This window comes from Pseudactinotalea sp. (assembly GCF_048594945.1).
In the GTDB taxonomy this organism is placed as follows: Bacteria; Actinomycetota; Actinomycetes; order Actinomycetales; family Beutenbergiaceae; genus Pseudactinotalea.
In genome coordinates, this window is the sequence record NZ_JBMDXJ010000207.1 from 1 (window position 1) to 19,081 (window position 19,081).

18 protein-coding genes are annotated in these 19,081 nt (G+C 70.6%); 11 read left to right on the forward strand and 7 right to left on the reverse strand.

Annotated elements, in window-relative coordinates:
- Nucleotides 1-15 precede the first annotated feature (15 nt).
- The 5 genes from ACOJSN_RS09080 to ACOJSN_RS09100 all read left to right on the forward strand — a co-directional run bounded on the left by ACOJSN_RS09080 (nucleotide 16) and on the right by ACOJSN_RS09100 (nucleotide 6,973).
- Complete coding sequence (locus tag ACOJSN_RS09080) at nucleotides 16-738, forward strand: response regulator transcription factor (protein WP_420112175.1); 723 nt, start codon at nucleotides 16-18, stop codon at nucleotides 736-738.
- A gap of 7 nt (nucleotides 739-745) precedes the next feature.
- A complete protein-coding gene (locus ACOJSN_RS09085) occupies nucleotides 746-1,909 on the forward strand; it encodes an ATP-binding protein (RefSeq protein WP_420112176.1) in 1,164 nt (387 codons plus the stop codon).
- Between the two features lie 164 nt (nucleotides 1,910-2,073).
- On the forward strand, nucleotides 2,074-5,946 hold the full coding sequence (locus tag ACOJSN_RS09090) for a multifunctional oxoglutarate decarboxylase/oxoglutarate dehydrogenase thiamine pyrophosphate-binding subunit/dihydrolipoyllysine-residue succinyltransferase subunit (protein ID WP_420112177.1): 3,873 nt from the start codon (nucleotides 2,074-2,076) through the stop codon (nucleotides 5,944-5,946).
- Complete coding sequence (locus tag ACOJSN_RS09095; RefSeq protein WP_420112178.1) at nucleotides 5,943-6,530, forward strand: GDSL-type esterase/lipase family protein; 588 nt, start codon at nucleotides 5,943-5,945, stop codon at nucleotides 6,528-6,530. The genes ACOJSN_RS09090 and ACOJSN_RS09095 overlap by 4 nt, the downstream gene beginning before the upstream one ends.
- Before the next feature lie 161 nt (nucleotides 6,531-6,691).
- Nucleotides 6,692-6,973: an adhesin gene (locus tag ACOJSN_RS09100; protein WP_420112179.1), complete on the forward strand. Its 282-nt coding sequence runs from the start codon at nucleotides 6,692-6,694 to the stop codon at nucleotides 6,971-6,973.
- Between the two features lie 101 nt (nucleotides 6,974-7,074).
- Here the strand turns inward: ACOJSN_RS09100 and ACOJSN_RS09105 are convergent, their stop codons facing one another.
- From ACOJSN_RS09105 to ACOJSN_RS09120, 4 genes are all read right to left on the reverse strand, one after another.
- Nucleotides 7,075-7,911: a DUF4097 family beta strand repeat-containing protein gene (locus tag ACOJSN_RS09105; RefSeq protein ID WP_420112180.1), complete on the reverse strand. Its 837-nt coding sequence runs from the start codon at nucleotides 7,909-7,911 to the stop codon at nucleotides 7,075-7,077.
- Nucleotides 7,912-7,917: 6 nt separating this feature from the next.
- Nucleotides 7,918-8,892, reverse strand: coding sequence for a zinc-binding dehydrogenase (locus ACOJSN_RS09110; protein ID WP_420112181.1), 975 nt, complete (start codon nucleotides 8,890-8,892; stop codon nucleotides 7,918-7,920).
- 63 nt (nucleotides 8,893-8,955) lie between these two features.
- Complete coding sequence (rsrA, locus tag ACOJSN_RS09115; RefSeq protein ID WP_420112182.1) at nucleotides 8,956-9,225, reverse strand: mycothiol system anti-sigma-R factor; 270 nt, start codon at nucleotides 9,223-9,225, stop codon at nucleotides 8,956-8,958.
- A complete protein-coding gene (locus ACOJSN_RS09120) occupies nucleotides 9,222-9,995 on the reverse strand; it encodes a sigma-70 family RNA polymerase sigma factor (protein WP_420112183.1) in 774 nt (257 codons plus the stop codon). Before ACOJSN_RS09120 ends, rsrA begins: the two co-directional genes overlap by 4 nt.
- A gap of 50 nt (nucleotides 9,996-10,045) precedes the next feature.
- On the opposite strand from ACOJSN_RS09120, the gene ACOJSN_RS09125 reads away from it, so the two are divergent.
- The 5 genes from ACOJSN_RS09125 (at nucleotide 10,046) to ACOJSN_RS09145 (ending at nucleotide 13,848) form a co-directional block, all read left to right on the forward strand.
- Nucleotides 10,046-10,558, forward strand: coding sequence for a DoxX family protein (locus ACOJSN_RS09125; protein ID WP_420112184.1), 513 nt, complete (start codon nucleotides 10,046-10,048; stop codon nucleotides 10,556-10,558).
- Between the two features lie 114 nt (nucleotides 10,559-10,672).
- The gene (gene aroA / locus ACOJSN_RS09130) at nucleotides 10,673-11,965 is read left to right on the forward strand and encodes a 3-phosphoshikimate 1-carboxyvinyltransferase (protein ID WP_420112185.1); all 1,293 of its coding nucleotides are present in this window, start codon (nucleotides 10,673-10,675) and stop codon (nucleotides 11,963-11,965) included.
- 4 nt (nucleotides 11,966-11,969) lie between these two features.
- Nucleotides 11,970-12,989: a ribosome small subunit-dependent GTPase A gene (gene rsgA, locus ACOJSN_RS09135; protein WP_420112186.1), complete on the forward strand. Its 1,020-nt coding sequence runs from the start codon at nucleotides 11,970-11,972 to the stop codon at nucleotides 12,987-12,989.
- On the forward strand, nucleotides 12,986-13,474 hold the full coding sequence (locus ACOJSN_RS09140; protein ID WP_420112187.1) for a nucleoside deaminase: 489 nt from the start codon (nucleotides 12,986-12,988) through the stop codon (nucleotides 13,472-13,474). Before rsgA ends, ACOJSN_RS09140 begins: the two co-directional genes overlap by 4 nt.
- A 29-nt stretch (nucleotides 13,475-13,503) precedes the next feature.
- Nucleotides 13,504-13,848, forward strand: coding sequence for an HIT domain-containing protein (locus ACOJSN_RS09145; RefSeq protein ID WP_420112188.1), 345 nt, complete (start codon nucleotides 13,504-13,506; stop codon nucleotides 13,846-13,848).
- A 106-nt stretch (nucleotides 13,849-13,954) separates the two neighbouring features.
- Here ACOJSN_RS09145 and ACOJSN_RS09150 read toward each other — a convergent pair whose 3' ends face one another.
- Nucleotides 13,955-16,264 (reverse strand): DUF222 domain-containing protein, encoded by a 2,310-nt coding sequence (locus ACOJSN_RS09150; protein ID WP_420112189.1) that lies wholly within the window; start codon nucleotides 16,262-16,264, stop codon nucleotides 13,955-13,957.
- 326 nt (nucleotides 16,265-16,590) lie between these two features.
- On the opposite strand from ACOJSN_RS09150, the gene ACOJSN_RS09155 reads away from it, so the two are divergent.
- Nucleotides 16,591-17,412 carry an LLM class flavin-dependent oxidoreductase gene (locus tag ACOJSN_RS09155; protein ID WP_420112190.1) on the forward strand — a complete coding sequence of 274 codons (822 nt, stop codon included), beginning with the start codon at nucleotides 16,591-16,593 and terminating at the stop codon, nucleotides 17,410-17,412.
- 66 nt (nucleotides 17,413-17,478) lie between these two features.
- On the opposite strand, the gene ACOJSN_RS09160 is transcribed toward ACOJSN_RS09155, so the two are convergent.
- Complete coding sequence (locus ACOJSN_RS09160) at nucleotides 17,479-18,474, reverse strand: aldose 1-epimerase (protein ID WP_420112191.1); 996 nt, start codon at nucleotides 18,472-18,474, stop codon at nucleotides 17,479-17,481.
- 14 nt (nucleotides 18,475-18,488) lie between these two features.
- Nucleotides 18,489-19,081 (reverse strand): DNA glycosylase AlkZ-like family protein (locus ACOJSN_RS09165; protein ID WP_420112192.1); only part of this gene is annotated, 593 nt, incomplete at its 5' end.

A 19,081-nucleotide genomic window follows, 5' to 3' on the forward strand; every position in this document is an offset into this window, starting at 1 on the left:
TGCCAGAGTTGCCGTATGAGCCCAGCTACGCCCGTGGTGCTCGTCGTCGAGGACGAGCCAGAGATCGCCACACAGATCGTCCGACGCCTCGAGGCCGAGGGCTGGACGGCGCATGCGGTCGGGGATGGCGTCTCGGGCGTCGAGGCCGCGACGTCGCTGCGCCCGGACCTCGTGGTGCTCGACGTGATGCTGCCGGGCATCGACGGCCTCGAGGTGTGCCGGCGGATCCAGGCCCAGGGCGCCGCCGACGGTCGCACCACTCCCCCGGTGCTGATGCTCACCGCGCGCGACGACGAGACCGACCTCCTCGTGGGGCTCGGGGTCGGTGCCGACGACTACATGACCAAGCCGTTCTCGATGCGCGAGCTCCTCGCCCGCCTCAAGGTGCTGCTGCGCCGGGTCGAGCGGGCGCGGGCCGGGGCGCAGAACGGCGACGGCGAACCGCCCCTCGTGCTCGGCGATCTCACCATCGACCGGGCGGCTCGGCGCGTGTTCCGCGGCGCTGACGAGGCACACCTGACGCCGACCGAGTTCGACCTGCTCGTGTGCCTGGCGGCGACGCCACGCACCGTGCTCTCGCGTGAGCGACTGCTGGCCGACGTCTGGGACTGGGCGGACGCCTCCGGCACCCGGACCGTGGACTCGCACATCAAGGCGCTGCGGCGCAAGCTCGGGTCGGAGCTGATCCGCACCGTGCACGGCGTGGGCTACGCGCTCGAGCCGGTCACGCCGGCGTGAGCAGCCGATGACCGGTACCGAGCGGCCCACCAGGCAACGCGTGCGGCACGCGCGCTCGGACGAACCTTCGTGGCGCAACCCGTTCCCCGACACGATGCTCGACCTGCGTCCCCTCGACCCGGTGCGGTCGGTCAAGGGGAAGCTCATCGTCATCATCGGCGCCACGGTCACGATGTACATGCTGGTGACCTGGCTCGGGGACCAGCTGGCCGATCTCGGCGTGCTGCGCACCTTCCCGCTCGCGCTGGTGTCCTCGCTCATCGTCACGCAGCTGCTGGCGCGCGGCATGACGCGCCCGCTGCGGGAGATGACCGCGGCCGCACGAGCGATGGCGCGCGGCGACTACTCGATCCGTGTCCAGACCAACAGCCGCGACGAGGTGGGCCAGCTCGCCGCAGCCTTCAACTCGATGGCCGGCGACCTCGACGCACTGGACAGCCAGCGGCGCGAGATGGTCGCCAACGTCAGCCACGAGCTCCGCACCCCCGTCGCGGCACTGCGCGCCCAGGTGGAGAACATGGCCGACGGCGTCATCGAGCCCGACCCCGAGGCTCTCGAGGCGGCGCTCGCCCAGATCGAACGACTCTCCCGCCTGATCGCATACCTGCTCGACCTCAGTCGCCTCGAGGCCGGAGCGGCTGCCCTGCATGTGGCACCGATCGCTGTCGAGGAGTTCCTGCGCAGCATCGTCAGCGACAGCTCCCGCGCCAGCGCGCGCACGGATCTGCGGTGGGAGGTCGAGACGAAGCCCGCCGACCTCACGGTCGTCGGGGACGAGGAGCGACTGCGGCAGGTGGTCTCGAACCTGCTCGACAACGCATCCCGGCACTCGCCCGACGGCGGAACGGTCACCCTGCGTAGTTCGACGACCCATGGGTACGTGGTCATCGACGTCATCGACGAGGGGCACGGGATCCCCGAGGCCGACCGCGATCAGGTGTTCGGCCGGTTCCAGCGGGGCAACGCCCCGGCCCAGACCGGCGGCTCCAGCACCGGTGGAACCGGGCTCGGCCTTGCGATCGCCCGTTGGGCCGTGGGACTGCACGAGGGCACGATCGCCGTCATCGATCCAGTCGGAGGGGTCGGCACCCGGATCCGGGTGCGACTGCCCGCTGACGGGCCACGCACGCGAGTCGACGGTAACGACACCCTCCCTGCGGCCGGTCTGTGACCCGAGGTTGACCGCCGTTTGACTCGGCAGCACGTGAGACGACGAATCTCGTGCTCTGACAGCCGAAACGGGCGCTTCGGTGCGGGTTCTGCCGCCAGCATGTGACACGCTGAGCAGGACACTTTTTGTCCACATGCAGGGCTAAGGGAAGAGGGCGACGTCGCGTGTCCGCACCGACCGCTGGCGAAGGGGCTGCCGGGCACTCCGGCGCAGCCACCTTCGGCGGCAACGAATGGCTGATCGAGTCTCAGTTCGAGGCATACCAGAAGGACCCCGACTCGGTCGAGGAGTCGTGGCGAGAGTTCTTCGCGGACTACACCCCACCGGACGAGGCCGAAAAGCCGACCAACGGCACCCGCGGCGCAGAGCCGAGCACCGCCGTCGAGCAGGCTCCTGAGCCCCGGGTAGCGGCTCCCGCGGCCGCTGAGCCGAGCCCGCCACAACCGCGGCAGCAGCAGCCCGTACCCAAGGAGTCGGCCACGACCGAGCGGCCCGCCACGGCCGAGCCGGTCGCGCCTCCGCCGGCGCCGGTGGACGCAAGCTCGCACGCTGCGGAGACCCTGGCCGACGAGCCGGCGCCGGTGGCGCCAGAAGCGGTCGGGCCCACCGCGCCGTACACGCAGCGCATACCTGCTCGCCGGGAGGTCAGCGTCGGCGGCGACGACGCTGTCGACCGACTGCGCGGCCCGGCAGCACGCGTCGTGACCAACATGGAGTCCTCGCTCACCGTCCCGACCGCCACCAGTGTGCGGGCAATCCCTGCGAAACTCCTCGTGGACAACCGGATCGTCCTCAACAACCACCTCGCTCGAGGGCGCGGTGGCAAGGTGAGCTTCACCCACCTGATCGGGTTCGCACTCGTCGAGGCGCTGATCGAGATGCCCGCGATGAACGCGGGCTACCGGCTCGTCGACGGCAAGCCGGGCATCATGCGGCCCTCGCAGGTCAATCTTGGCCTCGCGATCGACCTCGCCAAGCCCGATGGCACCCGCCAGCTGCTGGTCCCGGCGATCAAGGGCGCCGAGTCGATGGACTTCGCACAGTTCTGGCGGGCCTACGAGGACATCGTGCGGCGGGCACGTGGCAACAAGCTCACGGTCGAGGACTTCCAGGGCACCACGATCTCGCTGACCAACCCCGGCACGATCGGCACCGTGCACTCGGTGCCGCGGCTGATGGAAGGCCAGGGCACGATCATCGGCGTCGGCGCGATGGACTACCCCGCCGAGTTCCAGGGCGCCTCCGCCGAGAACCTGGCGCGGATGGGCGTCTCGAAGGTGATGACCCTCACCTCGACCTACGACCACCGCATCATCCAGGGCGCCCAGTCTGGTGAGTTCCTCCGGATCATCCACAGCAAGCTCCTCGGCGAGGACGGCTTCTACGACCGCGTGTTCGCCGCACTGAGGGTGCCGTACGAGCCCGTGCGGTGGACCGCCGATGTCGACTTCGACCCGGCGAACGAGTTCGGGAAGCCGGCACGGATCCTCGAGCTGATCCACGCCTACCGCTCCCGTGGGCACCTGATCGCCGACACCGACCCGCTCGCGTACCGGCAGCGCAAGCACGCCGATCTCGACGTGCAGAATCACGGCCTGACGCTGTGGGACCTCGACCGCTCGTTCCCCACCGGGGGCTTCGGCGGCAAGGCGCGGATGCCGTTGCGCGACATCCTGGGGCTGCTCCGCAACTCCTACTGCCGCACCATCGGCTCCGAGTACATGCATCTGCACGACGGCGCCCAGCGCCGGTGGCTGCAGCAGCGGCTGGAGTCCGGCTGGGACAAGCCCGAGCGCGAGGTGCAGAAGCAGATCCTGCGCAAGATCAACCAGGCCGAGGCATTCGAGACGTTCCTACAGACGAAGTTCGTGGGGCAGAAGCGCTTCAGCCTCGAGGGCGGCGAGTCGCTGATCCCGTTGCTCGACCAGGTGCTGCAGTCCGCGGCCCGGGACGGGCTCGACGAGGTGGGCATCGGGATGCCTCACCGCGGCCGGCTCAACGTGCTCTCCAACATCGCCGGCAAGTCCTACGCGCAGATCTTCGCCGAGTTCGAGGGCAACCAGGACCCGAAGACCGTGCAGGGCAGCGGCGATGTGAAGTACCACCTCGGCACCGAGGGCGAGTACACGTCGCTGACCGGCGAGACCACCAAGGTCTACCTTGCGGCGAACCCCTCGCACCTCGAGGCCGTCAACGGCGTGCTCGAGGGCGTGGTGCGTGCCAAGCAGGACCGCATCGACCTCGGCGGCGGTGGCTTCTCGGTGCTGCCGATCCTCATCCACGGCGATGCCGCGTTCGCGGGCCAGGGTGTGGTCACCGAGACGATCAACCTCAGCATGCTGCGCGGTTACCGCACCGGTGGCACGATCCACGTGCTGATCAACAACCAGATCGGCTTCACCACCGGCGCGTCCTCGTCGCGGTCCACGCTCTACCCGACCGACGTAGTCAAGGGCCTGCAGGTGCCGGTCTTCCACGTCAACGGCGACGACCCCGAGGCCGTCGCTCACGTGGCCCAGCTCGCGTTCGAGTACCGGCAGGAGTTCAACCGCGACGTCGTCATCGACATGGTCTGCTACCGGCGCCGTGGTCACAACGAGGGCGACGATCCCTCGATGACGCAGCCGGTGATGTATTCGCTGATCGAGAACAAGCGCAGCGTGCGCACGCTGTACACCGAGTCGCTCGTGGGGCGCGGCGACATCACCGAGGACGAGGCGCAGCAGGCGCTGGAGCACTTCCAGGCCGAGCTGGAGCGCGTCTTCACCGAGTCCAAGCAGGGCTCCTCCGCCACCGGTGACCAAGTCGCCGGGCTCGAGGTCCCGGAGTCCCAGCAGGAGGACGCCGGGATGATGGTCGGGTGGCAGACCGCCGTGCCAGCCTGGGTGCTGCAGCGCGTCGGCGAGGCGCACACGCGCGTGCCGGAGGGCTTCACGGTCCACAACAAGCTCACGCAGCTGCTGGACCGGCGCGCCGCCATGTCCGCCGAGGGCGGCATCGACTGGGCGTTCGGCGAGCTCACGGCCTTCGGGTCGCTGCTCATGGAGGGCACCCCGGTCCGGCTCGCCGGCCAGGACAGCCGCCGCGGCACGTTCGTGCAGCGTCACTCGGTTCTCCACGACCGCCTGACCGGCGCCGAGTGGACCCCGCTCCCCTACCTGTCCGCCGACCAGGCGAAGTTCTGGGTCTACGACTCCTCGCTCAGCGAGTACGCGGCGCTCGCGTTCGAGTACGGCTACTCGGTGGAGCGCCCTGACGCCCTGGTCCTGTGGGAGGCGCAGTTCGGCGACTTCGTCAACGGCGCGCAGACCGTCATCGACGAGTTCATCTCCTCGGCGCAGGCCAAGTGGAATCAGAGCTCGTCGGTGGTGCTGCTGCTCCCCCATGGCTACGAAGGTCAGGGGCCGGACCACTCCTCGGCACGCATCGAGCGGTTCCTGCAGCTGTGCGCCGAGGACAACATGGTGGTCGCGCAGCCGTCGACACCGGCGAACCACTTCCACCTGCTGCGCCGGCAGGCCTATCAGCGCCCGCGCAGGCCGTTGGTGGTGTTCACGCCGAAGCAGCTGCTCCGGCTGAAGGCCGCGACCTCTACGGTCGAGGACTTCACGAGCGGCACGTTCCAGCCGGTGATCGGCGACACGACGATCGCAGACGACGCGGTGGGCAGTGTGGACAAGGTGCTGCTGTGCACCGGTCGCGTCTACTACGACCTGCTCGCCGAGCGCAGCAAGCGTGAGGACACCTCTACCGCGATCGTGCGCATCGAGGAGCTGTACCCGTACCCGGCGCAGGAACTCGTGGCCGAGCTCGGGCGCTACCCCGATGACGCCGAGCTCGTGTGGGTGCAGGACGAGCCGAGCAACCAGGGCGCCTGGTCGTACATGGGCTACATGATGCGGTTCAAGACCCCCGAGCTCGAGGGCCGCCCGGTGCAGCATGTGAGCCGCCGGCCCGCCGCTGCCCCCGCCACGGGCGTCGGCAAGGTGCACAAGGCGCAGCAGGAGGAGCTGATCGCCGAGGCGTTCGCCAGGTGAGTACGCGCGTTGCCGTCGTCGGCGATGAGCTCGCCGCCGGTGTGGGTGACCCGCGCGGGATGGGGTGGGTCGGTCGTGTGATCGGCCGCACCACCGCACCCGAGACGCTTGAGGTCTACACGCTCGCTGTCCCGGGCGAGACGTCCACGCAGCTCGCCGCCCGGTGGGAGACCGAGTGCAACCGTCGCTTCGGTCCGGGCGACAACCGGCTCGTGGTGGCCCTCGGGTCGGCCGACCTCGATCATGGGGTCTCGCTCGCGCGGAGCCGGTTGAACCTGGCGAACGTGCTGGATGATGCCGCCAACAGGCGGATCTCCACATTCGTGGTGGGGCCGCCGCCTCGGCCGGGCGCGGAAGAGTCGGCGATCGCCGAGCTCAGCCGTGCCTACTCGGACGTCTGCCAGCGCCGCCGGGTCCCGTACGCCGAGACGTTCGAGCCGCTGCGCACTCATGAGCAGTGGCTCGCCGATGTCGCCGCGGGCGACGGCGTGCATCCGGGCCAGGCCGGGTACGGTCTGCTGGCCTGGCTGGTGCTCCACAACGGCTGGCATGACTGGATCGGTGCCGAGGACCCCTCCGCCTGAGATTCGCAACCCACGGCCAGGACTTGACAGCTGCGGCGTGCGCGACACGCCGGGTTGCCGGACCGGGCGGTCTGTGTGACGGTGGAGAAGTCCGAGGCGCCACGCGAGGAAGTGCAGTTCGCTGCTCGTCAGCGTCATAGCCAAGGCGAAAGAGAGACTTCATGCTGACCATCACCGAAACCGCCCAGACCGCGATCCGCTCCCTCAGCGAGCAGGCTGGTCTCCCCGAGACCGGCGGGGTCCGACTGGCGATGGACGAGAGTCAGAACGGCCTGCAGATGTCGTTGGCCCAGGAACCGGCCGAGGGCGATCAGGTCGTTGGCGATACAGGGGCGCGCGTATTCATGCCGACCGAGACCGCGACCCTGCTCGAGACGCAGGAGCTGGACGCCGCCGCCACCCCGGAAGGCACCGGCTTCAGTTTGCGCGCACAGGCGAGCTGACCCGCACGCTTCACGGCCGAGACCGAGGCGGACCGTCGAGACCGAGGGGTGCGCCCCTCGCTCTCGACGCAAGGCCTCGGTCTCGGCGTGTGAGGGGACGCTCAGGCCTCGGGTGCGTCCTGGATGTCCGACGGCGGTAGCGGCCACGGGGTGTTGCGCTCCACGGCGACGTCGCCGCTGACCGTGGTCACGGTTGCGATCACGCGGTCGCCGGAGCCCGCCTCGACCGTGCGGGTGACCCCGAATCCGCTGCTCTGCTCGCGGCCGTCCACCCGCACCTTGCTGGAGACGCCCCGGACCTCCAGCTCCAACTGTGTGCTCGTGGGAACCGTGATCTCGACCGGGCCGGAGACCGTGGTCACCGTGAGCAACGATGCCCCACCGCGGTGACGCACAGTGACGCCGCCCGCCACGGACGTGAGCGTGGCTTTGGGGATGTCGCCGTCGAGCAGGATCGCTCCCGAGGCGCCGCTGACCGTCACCGGACCGGTGTGATCCTCGATCCCGACCGTGCCGGACGCGGTGCGCACCTTGACACCGCCGGTGGTGCGCTCCAGGCGCACGGGCGCGGACGCGGTCGAGATGTCGACATCGCCCGTGCTGCCGACCAGCGTGACCGGTGCGCTCACGGTGGCGGCCGACACGCTCGCGCCGCGTCCCACGTGCAGTCGCACCGTGGCCTGGTCGGGGCTGTCGGTGGTGGTCAGCCGCTTGAGCCAGCCGTCCCAGCCGATCGAGGGGTACCCGACGCTGACCCGATCGGCCTCCGTGGTGATCTCGAGCGGCTGCCCAACGAGCTCGATGACCTCGACGACCACGCCCGGCTCGTCACGCGCGACCACCTCCAGCGAGCCGCCCACGAGCTGGACGCGGACCGAGCCTCCGTCGTCGCTGGTGACGGAGTCGGGGCCCGTGATGATCCGAGAGGCGGTGGTCATACCGATCTACCTTTCCGAGGTGAGGACGATCTTGCCGAACGAGTCCCCGGCGAGGAGCCGGGAGAAAGCGGCACGGACGTCGTCGTCCGAGCCCAGATCCGAAACGCTGTCGATCACGGGAGAGATCCCGGCCGCCGTCATCATCTCAGCGACCCGCCCCAGTTCCTCCCGCGTGCCCATGGTGGACCCGACCACGCGCAGGCTGCGGAAGAAGACACGGTTGAGGTCAGCCGAGGGCGCCGGTCCGGACGTGGCGCCCGCGACCGCCACCACTCCCCCGGGTCGCAGCGAGCGGAGCGAGTGCCCCCAGGTGGCCTCGCCCACGGTCTCGATCACGAGATCCACCGGTGCGATCCGTGTGCCGCTCTCGACCGCCTCGTGGGCGCCGATATCGAGCGCCCGCTCGAGCTTGGCGGCGGAGCGAGACGTCACCGTGACGTGCAGTCCCGCCGCTCGCGCCAGCAGTACCGCCGCGGTCGATACGCCGCCCCCGGCTCCTTGGATCAGCACGCGCTGACCTGGGCGGGCGTCGGCGGCGTGGAACAGCAGTCGGTACGCGGTCAGGTACGCGGTCGGCAGGCAGGCGGCCTCGGCGAACGACATTCCTTCCGGCTTCGGCACCAGGTTCGCCGCCGGCACCGCGACGCGCTCGGCAAGCGTCCCGGGGTGCAGTTCCGACAACAGCGTGCGGCGCGGGTCGAGCGTCTCGTCTCCATCCCACCCGCGTGAGGCGATCACGCTGTGCACGAGCACCTCGGACCCGTCGGGGGCGATTCCCGCGGCGTCGGTGCCCAGCACCATCGGCAGCCGGTCGGCCGGCAGCCCCACACCGCGCAGACTCCACAGATCGTGGTGGTTGAGCGCAGCGGCTCGCACACGCACCCACACCCAGTCGTCGGGGACCTCGGGCTCGAGCTCGCCGATGCTCAACCCGCTCAGCGGGTCGTCAGGATCCTGGGAGGCCGCGTAGACACTGCGCACCCAGCCACCCTACGACGAACGCACGATGACCGGGCGGCGCGAGCGACGCCGTCGAGAATCGACTCAGCCGGCACCCGAGGTGCGGGACCGGATCACCGTGATCTGGCTGCGCACGCGAATGCGCAGCGTCTCCGGCGCGGTCTCGTAGCAAGAGCGGCGCAGCACCGCCCGAAGCCGCTGCTCGAGCTCGGCCTCACCGAAGCACGAGGTGCACTCGTCGAGGTGTGCACGCAGCCGGTCGGCGTCGAGCGCCCCGATCTCCGAGTCCAGGTACTCCTCGAGCTTGTCCAGCGCCTCCTCGCACTGGCAGCGCTCGTCGGACTTCTCGTTCATCGTCCCTCCCTGACCAGTCCGAGGTCACGGGCATGGTCGGCCAGCAGCTCGCGCAGCTGGCGGCGGCCCCGGTGCAACCGCGACATCACGGTGCCGATCGGGGTGTCCATGATCTCGGCGATCTCCTTGTAGGCGAAGCCCTCGACGTCGGCGAGGTACACGGCCATCCGGAAGTCGTCAGGCAGGTCGGCGAGCGCCTGCTTGACCACGTCGTCACCGATCTGGTCCAACGCCTCCGCCTCGGCCGAACGCAACCCGAGCGAGGTGTGCGAGGCGGCGCGGTGCTCCTGCCAGTCCTCGATGTCGTCGGCGTTCGACTGCTGCGGCTCGCGCTGCTTCTTGCGGTAGGAGTTGATGAAGCTGTTGGTGAGGATCCGGTACAGCCACGCCTTGAGGTTGGTGCCGGGCTTGTACTGGTGGAACGCGGCGTACGCCTTGGCGTAGGTCTCTTGGACCAGGTCCTCGGCGTCGGTCGGGTTGCGTGTCATGCGCAGCGCCGCGCCGTAGAGCTGGTCGAGGAGCGGCATCGCCTCGTCCTCGAACCGCTGGTCGCGCTCGGCCGCGCTCTCCTCGGGAGCTCGCTCGCTTCCCTCTCCCTGCTCGGTCATCACCGCTGAGCCTAGTCCGCGCCGGCGGTCGCGCCGACCGGGTGGCCCGCTCGGCGAGGGGCGCCCGACGGCGCAGCCTCGCCCTGTCGGGCATGCCCGGTCGGTCTTTGGCTCGGTCAGTGCTGTCACATCCGGCTCAACGTCGGGGTGCGCCGCAAGCATTCCCCGCGCTTCGACTACCGAAGTGGCTCACGGTGCTGTAGCAATGAGTCATGAGTCCTCTTCGCGCCCTCGCCCGACCGCTGCTGGCGTCGGCTTTCATCCTCGATGGCGTCGACGCGCTCCGGCACGCCGACGAGCATGCCGAGAAGGCCCGTCCGTTCGCACCCACGCTCGCCAAGGTCGGCGAGAAGGTGCCGGGGCTGCCGACCGACCCCAAGGCGTTGACCCGACTGGTCGGTGCGGTCCAGGTCGCTGCGGGCGTGCTGCTGGCCACCGGCAAGGCGCCGCGGGTCGCAGCCGCCACCTTGGCTGTCATCACCGTGCCCACCACGATCGTGCGCCACCCCGCCTGGTCCACCAAGGGCACCGAGCGGCAGGAGCACGTGGCGGGTCTGCTGCGCAGCGCAGCCCTGCTCGGCGGGCTGATCTTCGCGGCCGAGGACCGCGAGGGCAAGCCCTCGATCGGGTGGCGGTACGAGAACTGGCGAGAGCACCGCGATGAGCTCACCCAGCTCCGCGACGAGCTCAAGGCCGAGGTCAAGGCGGCCAAGCAGGACGCCTGAGGAGTGATCCCTTCCCCCTCGCCGCCGAAGAGGCTGGTCTGCCCGGCATGGCTGCCGATAGCGGGCGAAACCTCCTGATCGGCGGACCACCGCGCGACTGACTACCCTGGTCGGGTGCTGAGTACCGACGTCTGGCCCGCCCCCACTGCGAGCGGACCGCTGGACGCGACCGTGCTTGTGCCCGGGTCGAAGTCGCTGACGAACCGCGCGTTGCCGCTGGCGGCGCTGGCAGCGGAGCCGACCACGATTCGCGGCGCGCTACGGTCGCGCGACGCCGACCTCATGATCGCCGCGCTGCGGGCGTTGGGTACGGAGGTCGAGGTCGCCGATGGCGGCGCCACCCTGCAGGTCACGCCCGCCCCGCTGCGAGGCCCGGCCGAGATCGACTGCGGCCTCGCAGGCACCGTGATGCGGTTCGTCCCGGCGCTCGCGGCGCTCGCCGATGGTCCCGTGCGTCTCGACGGCGACGACGGCGCCCGGGTTCGCCCGATGGGCCCGGTACTCGCCGGGTTGGCCCGGCTGGGTGTCCGTGTCTCGTCCGACGACGGCGCTGACCCCCGCCACCTGCCCGTCACGGTGCACGGGGTCGGGTCGGTGGTGGGTGGCGAGGTGGAGATCGACGCCTCCTCCTCTTCCCAGTTCGTCTCGGGTCTGCTGCTCGCGGCGCCCCGGTTCGAGGCTGGATTGACGCTGCACCACGTGGGCGAGGTGCTCCCGAGCCAGCCGCACATCGACATGACGATCGCTGTGCTGCGGGAACGTGGTGTCAGCGTGGACGACGTGGCGCCTGGCAAGTGGCGGGTCGAGCCCGGACCGATCAGCGGCGGCGAGGTGGTCGTCGAGCCGGACCTGTCGAACGCCGGACCGTTCCTCGCGGCAGCACTGGCTGCGGGCGGCACGGTGCGGGTGCCGCACTGGCCCACCTCGACCACGCAACCGGGAGCGCTGCTGCCCGAGCTGTTGGGACTGATGGGCGGCACGGCCGACCTGACCGACGGTGTCCTCACGGTCACCGGCACCGGGCGGGTGCAGCCGATCACCGTCGACCTCGGGCTGGCGGGCGAACTCGCGCCGACGATCGCTGCGTTGGCCGCGCTGGCGCCGGGTGAGTCCAGGCTGACGGGGATCGCGCACCTGCGTGGGCACGAGACGGACCGGTTGGCAGCGTTGGTCACCGAGATCCGACGGCTGGGTGGCGAGGCCGAGGAGTTGCCCGACGGGCTCGTGATCCGCGGTGGCGACCTGCGCGGCGCAGCCGTGGAGACCTACCACGACCATCGTATGGCGACCTTTGCCGCCGTCGTGGGCCTCGCCGTCGCCGGGGTCGACATCATCGATGTGGCGACCACGAGCAAAACGCTGCCCGACTTCCCGCAGATGTGGGCCGAGATGCTCGGGACGCACTAGCACCATGGCCCGCAGCCTGCGCAGCGACGCCGAGGACGACGTCCGAGTCCGCCCGAACCGGCGGGGCAGCCGGCCGCGCACCAAGCAGCGGCCCGATCATGCCGATGCCCGACCTGGGCTGGTGCTCGTGGTGGATCGCGGCCGCTACGACGTGCTGCTCGATGGTGGTCCGCAGGTGCGTGCGATGAAAGCGCGCGAGCTCGGGCGCGCCTCGATCGTGGTGGGCGACCGGGTCGATGTGGTGGGCGACGTCTCCGGGGAGCCGGACACGCTGGCCCGGGTGGTGCGCGTGCACGAACGCACCACGACGCTGAGACGGTCCGCGGACGACACCGACGACGCGGTCGAGCGGGTACTGGTGGCGAACGCGGACCAGTTGGTGGTGGTCACCGCCCTGGCGGATCCCGAGCCGCGGCCACGGATGGTTGACCGGTGCCTGGCCGCGGCGTTCGACGCCGGCATGGACGCGCTGCTGTGCCTCACCAAGGCCGATCTCGCGGATCCGGGGCCGTTTGCTGCCCAGTACGCGGCGCTCGACGTGCCGGCGCTGGCCACGGTGATCCGAGGCGGCCGGATCGACGGGATCGATGCGCTGCGGGAGCGGCTGACCGGCCGGGTATCGGTGCTGATCGGGCACTCGGGCGTGGGCAAGTCGACCTTGGTCAACGCGCTGGTGCCGGAGGCTGAGCGGGACACCGGCGGCGTCAATGAGGTGACGGGGCGGGGGCGGCACACGTCGTCCTCCGCCGTCGCGTTGCGGCTGCCGGAAGGCGGCTGGGTGATCGACACCCCGGGTGTGCGGGGCTTCGGGCTGGCTCACATCCAACCCGACGACCTGATCCGTGCCTTCGCGGACCTGGACGAGGTGGCCGAGGAGTGTCCGCGTGGCTGCACGCACACCGAGGACGCGCCCGATTGCGCGCTCGATACGTGGGTGGCTTCCGGAGCGGCTGGTGCGGCCGGCGAGGCCCGGCTCATGAGCTTTCGGCGGCTGCTCGCGAGCCGCGAGGGTGGGGAGGGATGACGATGGCGATCACCGATGGCGACCGGCGCTGGCTGGCGCGTTGCGTGGAGCTGGCTGAGGAGGCGCTGGACAACGGCGACGGGCCGTTCGGCTCAGTGCTCGTTGATGGCGAAGACACGCTCCGTGCGGAGGGCCGCAACCGCGAGGTCAGTGGCGGCGACGAGACGCGGCATCCCGAGCTGGAACTTGCGCAGTGGGCGGCTCGCAACATGAGCGCCGCCGAGCGCGCCGCAGCCACGCTGTACACCTCGGGCGAGCACTGCGCGATGTGTTCTGCCGCGCAGGGCTGGGTGGGCGTGGGCCGACTGGTGTTCGTGATGTCGACGCCGCAGCTGGTCGCACTGCAGGCCGAGCTCGGGCGACCTGCTGGCCCGGTGGCACCGCTGCGTGCGAGCGAGGTGGCCGTGGACGTCGAGGTCCTCGGCCCCGAGCCGAGCCTCGTGGAGGCCGTCGCCGAGCTGCACCGGCGAGCCTTGGCAGGCTGACGGGCGGGATCGCGCCGTAGGCTCTGAGCGTGACGCAGTACCAGGGCGACGACTTCTACTGCGATGTTGCGATCCCTCGACGCGAACCGATCGAGGTGGCTTTCGAGGATGGCGACGTGCTGGCGTTCCATCACACGCGGCCGTTCTGGCCGGTACATGTCGTGGTGGTCCCCAAGGTTCACGTGGACTCGCTGCTGACGCTCGCCGACACCGGTCTCGCCTCGCGCTTGTTGGCGGTGGTCCAGTCGGTCGCCGCCGATGTCGTTGCCCGCCACGGCAAGGCGAGTGTGATGACGAACCTCGGCGCCTATCAGGACTCCAAGCACCTGCATGTGCACGTACACGCGGGTCAGCCGCTCTCATCGGCGGTGTGACCCGGAGCGATCGCCGCAGATGGCGGCGGGCGATTTTCGCGTGTGCCACGTTCGCTCGGCACCACCGCCTCGCCGCGAGGTCGTGCGGCTCGGTCCGCCCCGCGCGTCAGAAGGGTGGTGGGGTGGTGTCGTCGGGTGCGTAGCCGGGTGGGAGCTGTCTGGTGGCGAGGGTGACGGTGCCGTCGACCTGTTGTTCGTAGACGTGTCCGGTCGCGGTAGTCCACCTGCGGGCACGGCTGCGGCCGTCTTCTTCGTAGCGCCAGGCACCGTGGGTGACCAGCAGGTGGTCCCGGCGGCATCCGGGGTCGAGGTTCCACACACTCGTCGCACCTGCCGGGTAGGGGATGCGGTGGTGCAGGTCGCAGGAGTCGGCGTCCACGCTGCAGGTCACACCCGCGCAGGTGGGTTGCGCCGCCCGGACCAGCCGGGCCATCGACTCCGGCGGCCGGTACTTCGGCGAGGACAACTCCAGCACGGTCCGGTCCACCGGATCCATCACCAACCGGGACCAGACCGACCCCGCCGCCAACGCACGGGCGGCCGAGGCCGGGATCGGACCGTACCCGTCCAAGAACGCCACCCACAGCTGATCCGGCACCGACACCTGCCACACCGGCACCCCCTCCCGCTCCACGACAACACCAGGGTTGCCGAACCGCTCGGCCCCGTCGGTGTCGCCGGCACGGGCGACCTCGTCAGCATCGTGGATCTCGGTAGTGCGGCTGGGGTCCTCGGCACGGGCGGCCTCGCCAGCATCGCCGCCAACGCGGACGCCGGGGATGCCGCCCGCGCGCTCGATGGAGTCGACGCACTCGGGGTGGCCGGCACCGTCGGGACAGCAGCCCGTGGGGTCGTTGACGTGTTCGGGACAGGAACATTCGGGATGGTCGGCACCGTCGGGATGGTGACCGTGTGGATAGAGGTCGCCGCGGCGTCTGCGATGGCTCCGGTCGCTCGCGTGGACGTCACCGGCATGGGCGAGGTTCGCCAGTGCTGCCTCGGGCGGTGCGTGTGGAGGTGGGTCGTCCATCAGGATCGTGTACGGCACGACCACGCGAACGTGTGCGCTGGCACCACCGATCTGCCCGACCCGCATCCGCACCACATCACCACAGCCCGGCTCACCACCCGCGCCCGGCCCGCCGGCAGGCGCTGGGTCGTCACCGGCCGCGACCGCACGGTCGGGCTCGCTACCTGTCGCGGGGGCCTCCCCTGGGGAGTCGCTGGCCACGCCCACGCCACCGGGAACGCCGCGGTCTGAGTCTTCGCGCTTGCGACCGGCGCCGGCCGCGCGGCCACCGTCGTGGTCCTCGCCCTCGTCGGCAACGCGGTGCCCGCCAGGGGCGTGTGCGTCAGCCACGCCGGCCGATGGGCTCGGTTCCTGTGGTGTGGGTGCGGGTCCGATCCATCCGGTCTGGATCGCGGCCGACCCCATCGCCGCGAGAGCGTCAGCACGCAACTGATCCATGGTGCGGTCATCACCGCCGGCCTTCGCCGACCGGGCAGCAGCATCCACCGCCCGATACACCCCGGCGGCCTCCACCGCCGGCAACACCGCATACAGCGACGCCATTCCATCCGCCAACACCCGCGGCCTACCCACCCGCCGCAACCGGGCAGCGTCCGCGCACCGCTCCTCGAACCGGTCCGGCTCCACCGCCGCGACCGCTGCTGCGACCTCGCGCCGCAGCCGACCCGTGGCCATGAACGGCGCCCTCGAGAGCACCCGCTCCTGCACCGCCAACGCCTCCCCCGCCCCCAGATCCGTGACCGCGTCCAGAATCAGATCCGCCTTCACCGCATCAATGGCCCCGGCCGCCAGTGCGTCGCCGGTCGGCATACCCGTTTCGTTCATCGCCCGCCCCGACCGCACCAGACGCCCCGCTGCCGGCTTGCTGATACCGAGCCGCACCGAGAGCTCATCCGCAGCGATCGACACCTCACCGGCCTCGATCCCCATCGCCGCCAAATGAGCCAGCCCGTTCGCCAACGACTCCCGCCTGCCCATCGCCGCAGCCGCGAACCGCTTCCCCGCCGCGCAATAGGACTCCAGCTTCGCCCACAACGCCACCAGCTCCACCGAGTCGTAATCACTGCCCACCAGCTCCACCGGCAGCGACTCCAGATCGCTCAACAGCGTCCCACTCGGTGCCCGCCCCGCCAACCACGACACCGGACCATGCTCAGGCCGCAACAGGTCATCGATCCACGATCCAGCAGCCTGCAGGCGCTCCTGTGCGAGCTCTTCCTCACCCTCAGCCATGCCGGAGGCGGCATCGACTCGGACCAGCGGCACGCCGTTCTGGACCAGCGCCTCCAGCTCGGCCACCGACCACCCCGAACCCGGCCCCGGCACCCACGCCGAGGACGCGTCACAACCCTGTGACGCCTCGTGTGAACCCTTCGGATCGAGCATGGAACCAGTCTCCACCCGACCTCCGACATCGCCCCGCGCCGCATCCGCAGCACGCGCGGCAGCACCTTCTACGGCACCTTCGCGATCGGTCGATTCGGACATACCTCCAGCCTGCACCCGAGCACTGACATCGGCGCGGCGCGCACCCTCGTGTGCGCCATCACCACCGCCCGAACTGACCATGTGCATACCCTCTACCCGACCACTGACACTGCTCGCTGAGGACCTACTCGACACGGGCGTCGGCCCGGTGCCGGAGGACGCCCATGGGCAGCAGCGCTCACTGGGCGCTGAGTGATGTCACCGCCCGCCTCTACGCTGGCGGTATGACCCACATCGGAGTGATCTTCCCGCCCGACCAACCGCCCGAGCGGCTCCGTGAGGTAGCGCTCGCGACCGAAGAAGCCGGCCTCCAGGAGCTGTGGCTCTGGGAGGACTGCTTCGCCGAGAGTGGCATGGCGCCGGCGGCGTCAGTGCTGGCGTGGACGGAGAATCTCCGGGTGGGCGTGGGGCTGTTCCCGGTGCCGCTGCGCAACGTCGCCCTGACCGCGATGGAGATCGCCACGATCGCCCGCATGTTCCCCGGCCGACTGCTGCCCGGCATCGGGCACGGCGTGCTGGACTGGATGGGCCAGGTCGGCGCCCGAGCAGCCTCTCCGCTCACGCTGCTGCGCGAGTACGGAACGGCGCTACGTCGCCTGCTCGACGGCGAGAACGTCACCACCGAGGGGCGTTACGTCACGCTCCGCGACGTGCAGCTGCGCTGGCCGCCCGAGACGATCCCGCTGCTGGTCGGCGCCGAGGGCCCGAAGACCCTCGCCCTAGCCGGTGCGATCGGCGACGGCATCATCCTCACCGGCGGTACCGGTCCCGAGACCGCCGAACGCGCGATCTCGACCGCCCGGCAGGCCCGACAGGACGCGGGCATCGATTCCGAGCTGGACGTGGTCTCGTTCCTCTCCGTGCCCAGCACGATCGGGGCCGACGACCTCGCGACCAAGGTCGCCGAACTCACAGCCGTCGGCGTCGATCGCGTCGCGGTGTGCGGGCTCTCCGAAGACGGCCCGCCCGACGGCAGCGAGCGGATCCTCGCGCTCGTCGAGACGGTCGGGCAGATTAGCGCGGAGGTGGTGCCAGCCCCGGAGTGACGACGACCAGACCCGAGCACTGCACTGAGCAGAACAGCCGATCATGCCCGCCGGTCGACCCGGCAGTCACGGCGCCTCGGTGCTCAGCCCCACCGTGACGACCCGCTGCTCGCCACCTGCGAGCAGGAGCGGCGTCCCGCCCTTCTCCTTGGCCACCGCCAACCCCTGCCCGGGGTAGGTGGTGCCCGGCTCGATCGCGCACACGTACGCCATCTGCCACCACGGGTGCCCAGGCGTGTCGTTCAGCTCCTGCCACAGCCACGCACTCGGGTACACGCTGGCGTCCCATTCCAGCCGCGCCGCCAGCCCGAGGTCGTCGTTGACGAGCCGAGCCCAGCCGGTCTCGAACTCAGACAGGTAGACGAGCCGGTGCGTCGCGAAGTCGGGCACCACCGACAGGTCGACGGCGGAGCCGCCTTGTGCGGGTGCGTGCGGCCAGGTGGATCGCTCGCCTGCGGCGAGATCGCCGTCGGTGAGGGTGTCGTCGGTCTCGGTCACCGTTGCGCCGGTCTCGATCCGGGTCCCGGCCGCGATCAGCGGCGCCCCGAACGAGGGGTGCTGGGACCACATCACCTCGATCGGCACCGACGAGAGGTTGGTCAGCGTCTCGGTGACCGCGAGCGCACTGTCCACCAGCTCCAACCGGCGGTGCAGCCGCAACGGCGCCCGGATCAGCCGCACCTCCAGCTCGGCCCAGGCGCGCTCCCCGTCGACTCCCGACCCCAGCACGGTCCACGGCAGCAACGCTGCCTCGCCGTGGAAGCCCCACGTGGTGCCACCGGGCGCCGGCGTGGCGGCACCACCGTTGGGCAGCAGCACGTTCCAGCCGCCCGGAAACCGCTCACCCCACTCGGTCTCGGTCGCAGCACTGAACGGCCCGGTGCTACGCGGCGGGATCCCCCACGGCACGCGCCACAGCACGTCGACGCCCGTCCGGGCGTCCACGAACGAGCCGATGTCGCACCCCAGCTCCGGGATCAACTGCACCCGCGCGCCCGCGGTCACCAGCTCCAGCGCCGGCCATCCGCCCTCGACGGTGACCTCGCGTACCCCTGTGCTCACTGCCGCTCCTTCGCTCATGCGTGTGGTCCTACGGTGACCTCACCGATCGTCAGCTGTGCGCGAGCCTGCAGGATCTCGCCCACGCGCGCCACCTCGTCCTCAAGCGCGGACACCTGTGCCGGCGCCAGCGGCTGCAACGGTTCGACTCGCACGGCCAGCCGGGCGCCGGAACGCTTGCCGTGCCACACCCCGCCCACCACGCCGTCGAGCAGCAGCACCGGAAAGTTCCCGGCCTGGCTGCCCGCGAGGGCGCGCTCCCACGCCCGCCCCGCGAACAGCTCCTCCCGCGGCTGTGCCGCCACCACGTAGGCGTCGAAGTACGGCAACAGCACCACCTCGGGAATCTCGTCGTGACCGACGGCGGTCGCACCAGCCGAGCGGCCAACCTCGCCATGGCCGGTCTCACCAGAACCAGTGCCGCGCACACCTGCCCGACCAGGCGCCTCGCCACCGTGGACACTCGCCCACGCCTCACTCGCCCAGGTCTCGGTGGTCGCAAGCCACCTCGCCAGGTGTCGAGGCTCCGAGGGAGCGTAGGCCGCGAGGTACTGGCTCACGAGCCAGGGCACCGCCACCTCGGCGGGTGCGGGCTCGAACCCTGGGAGCC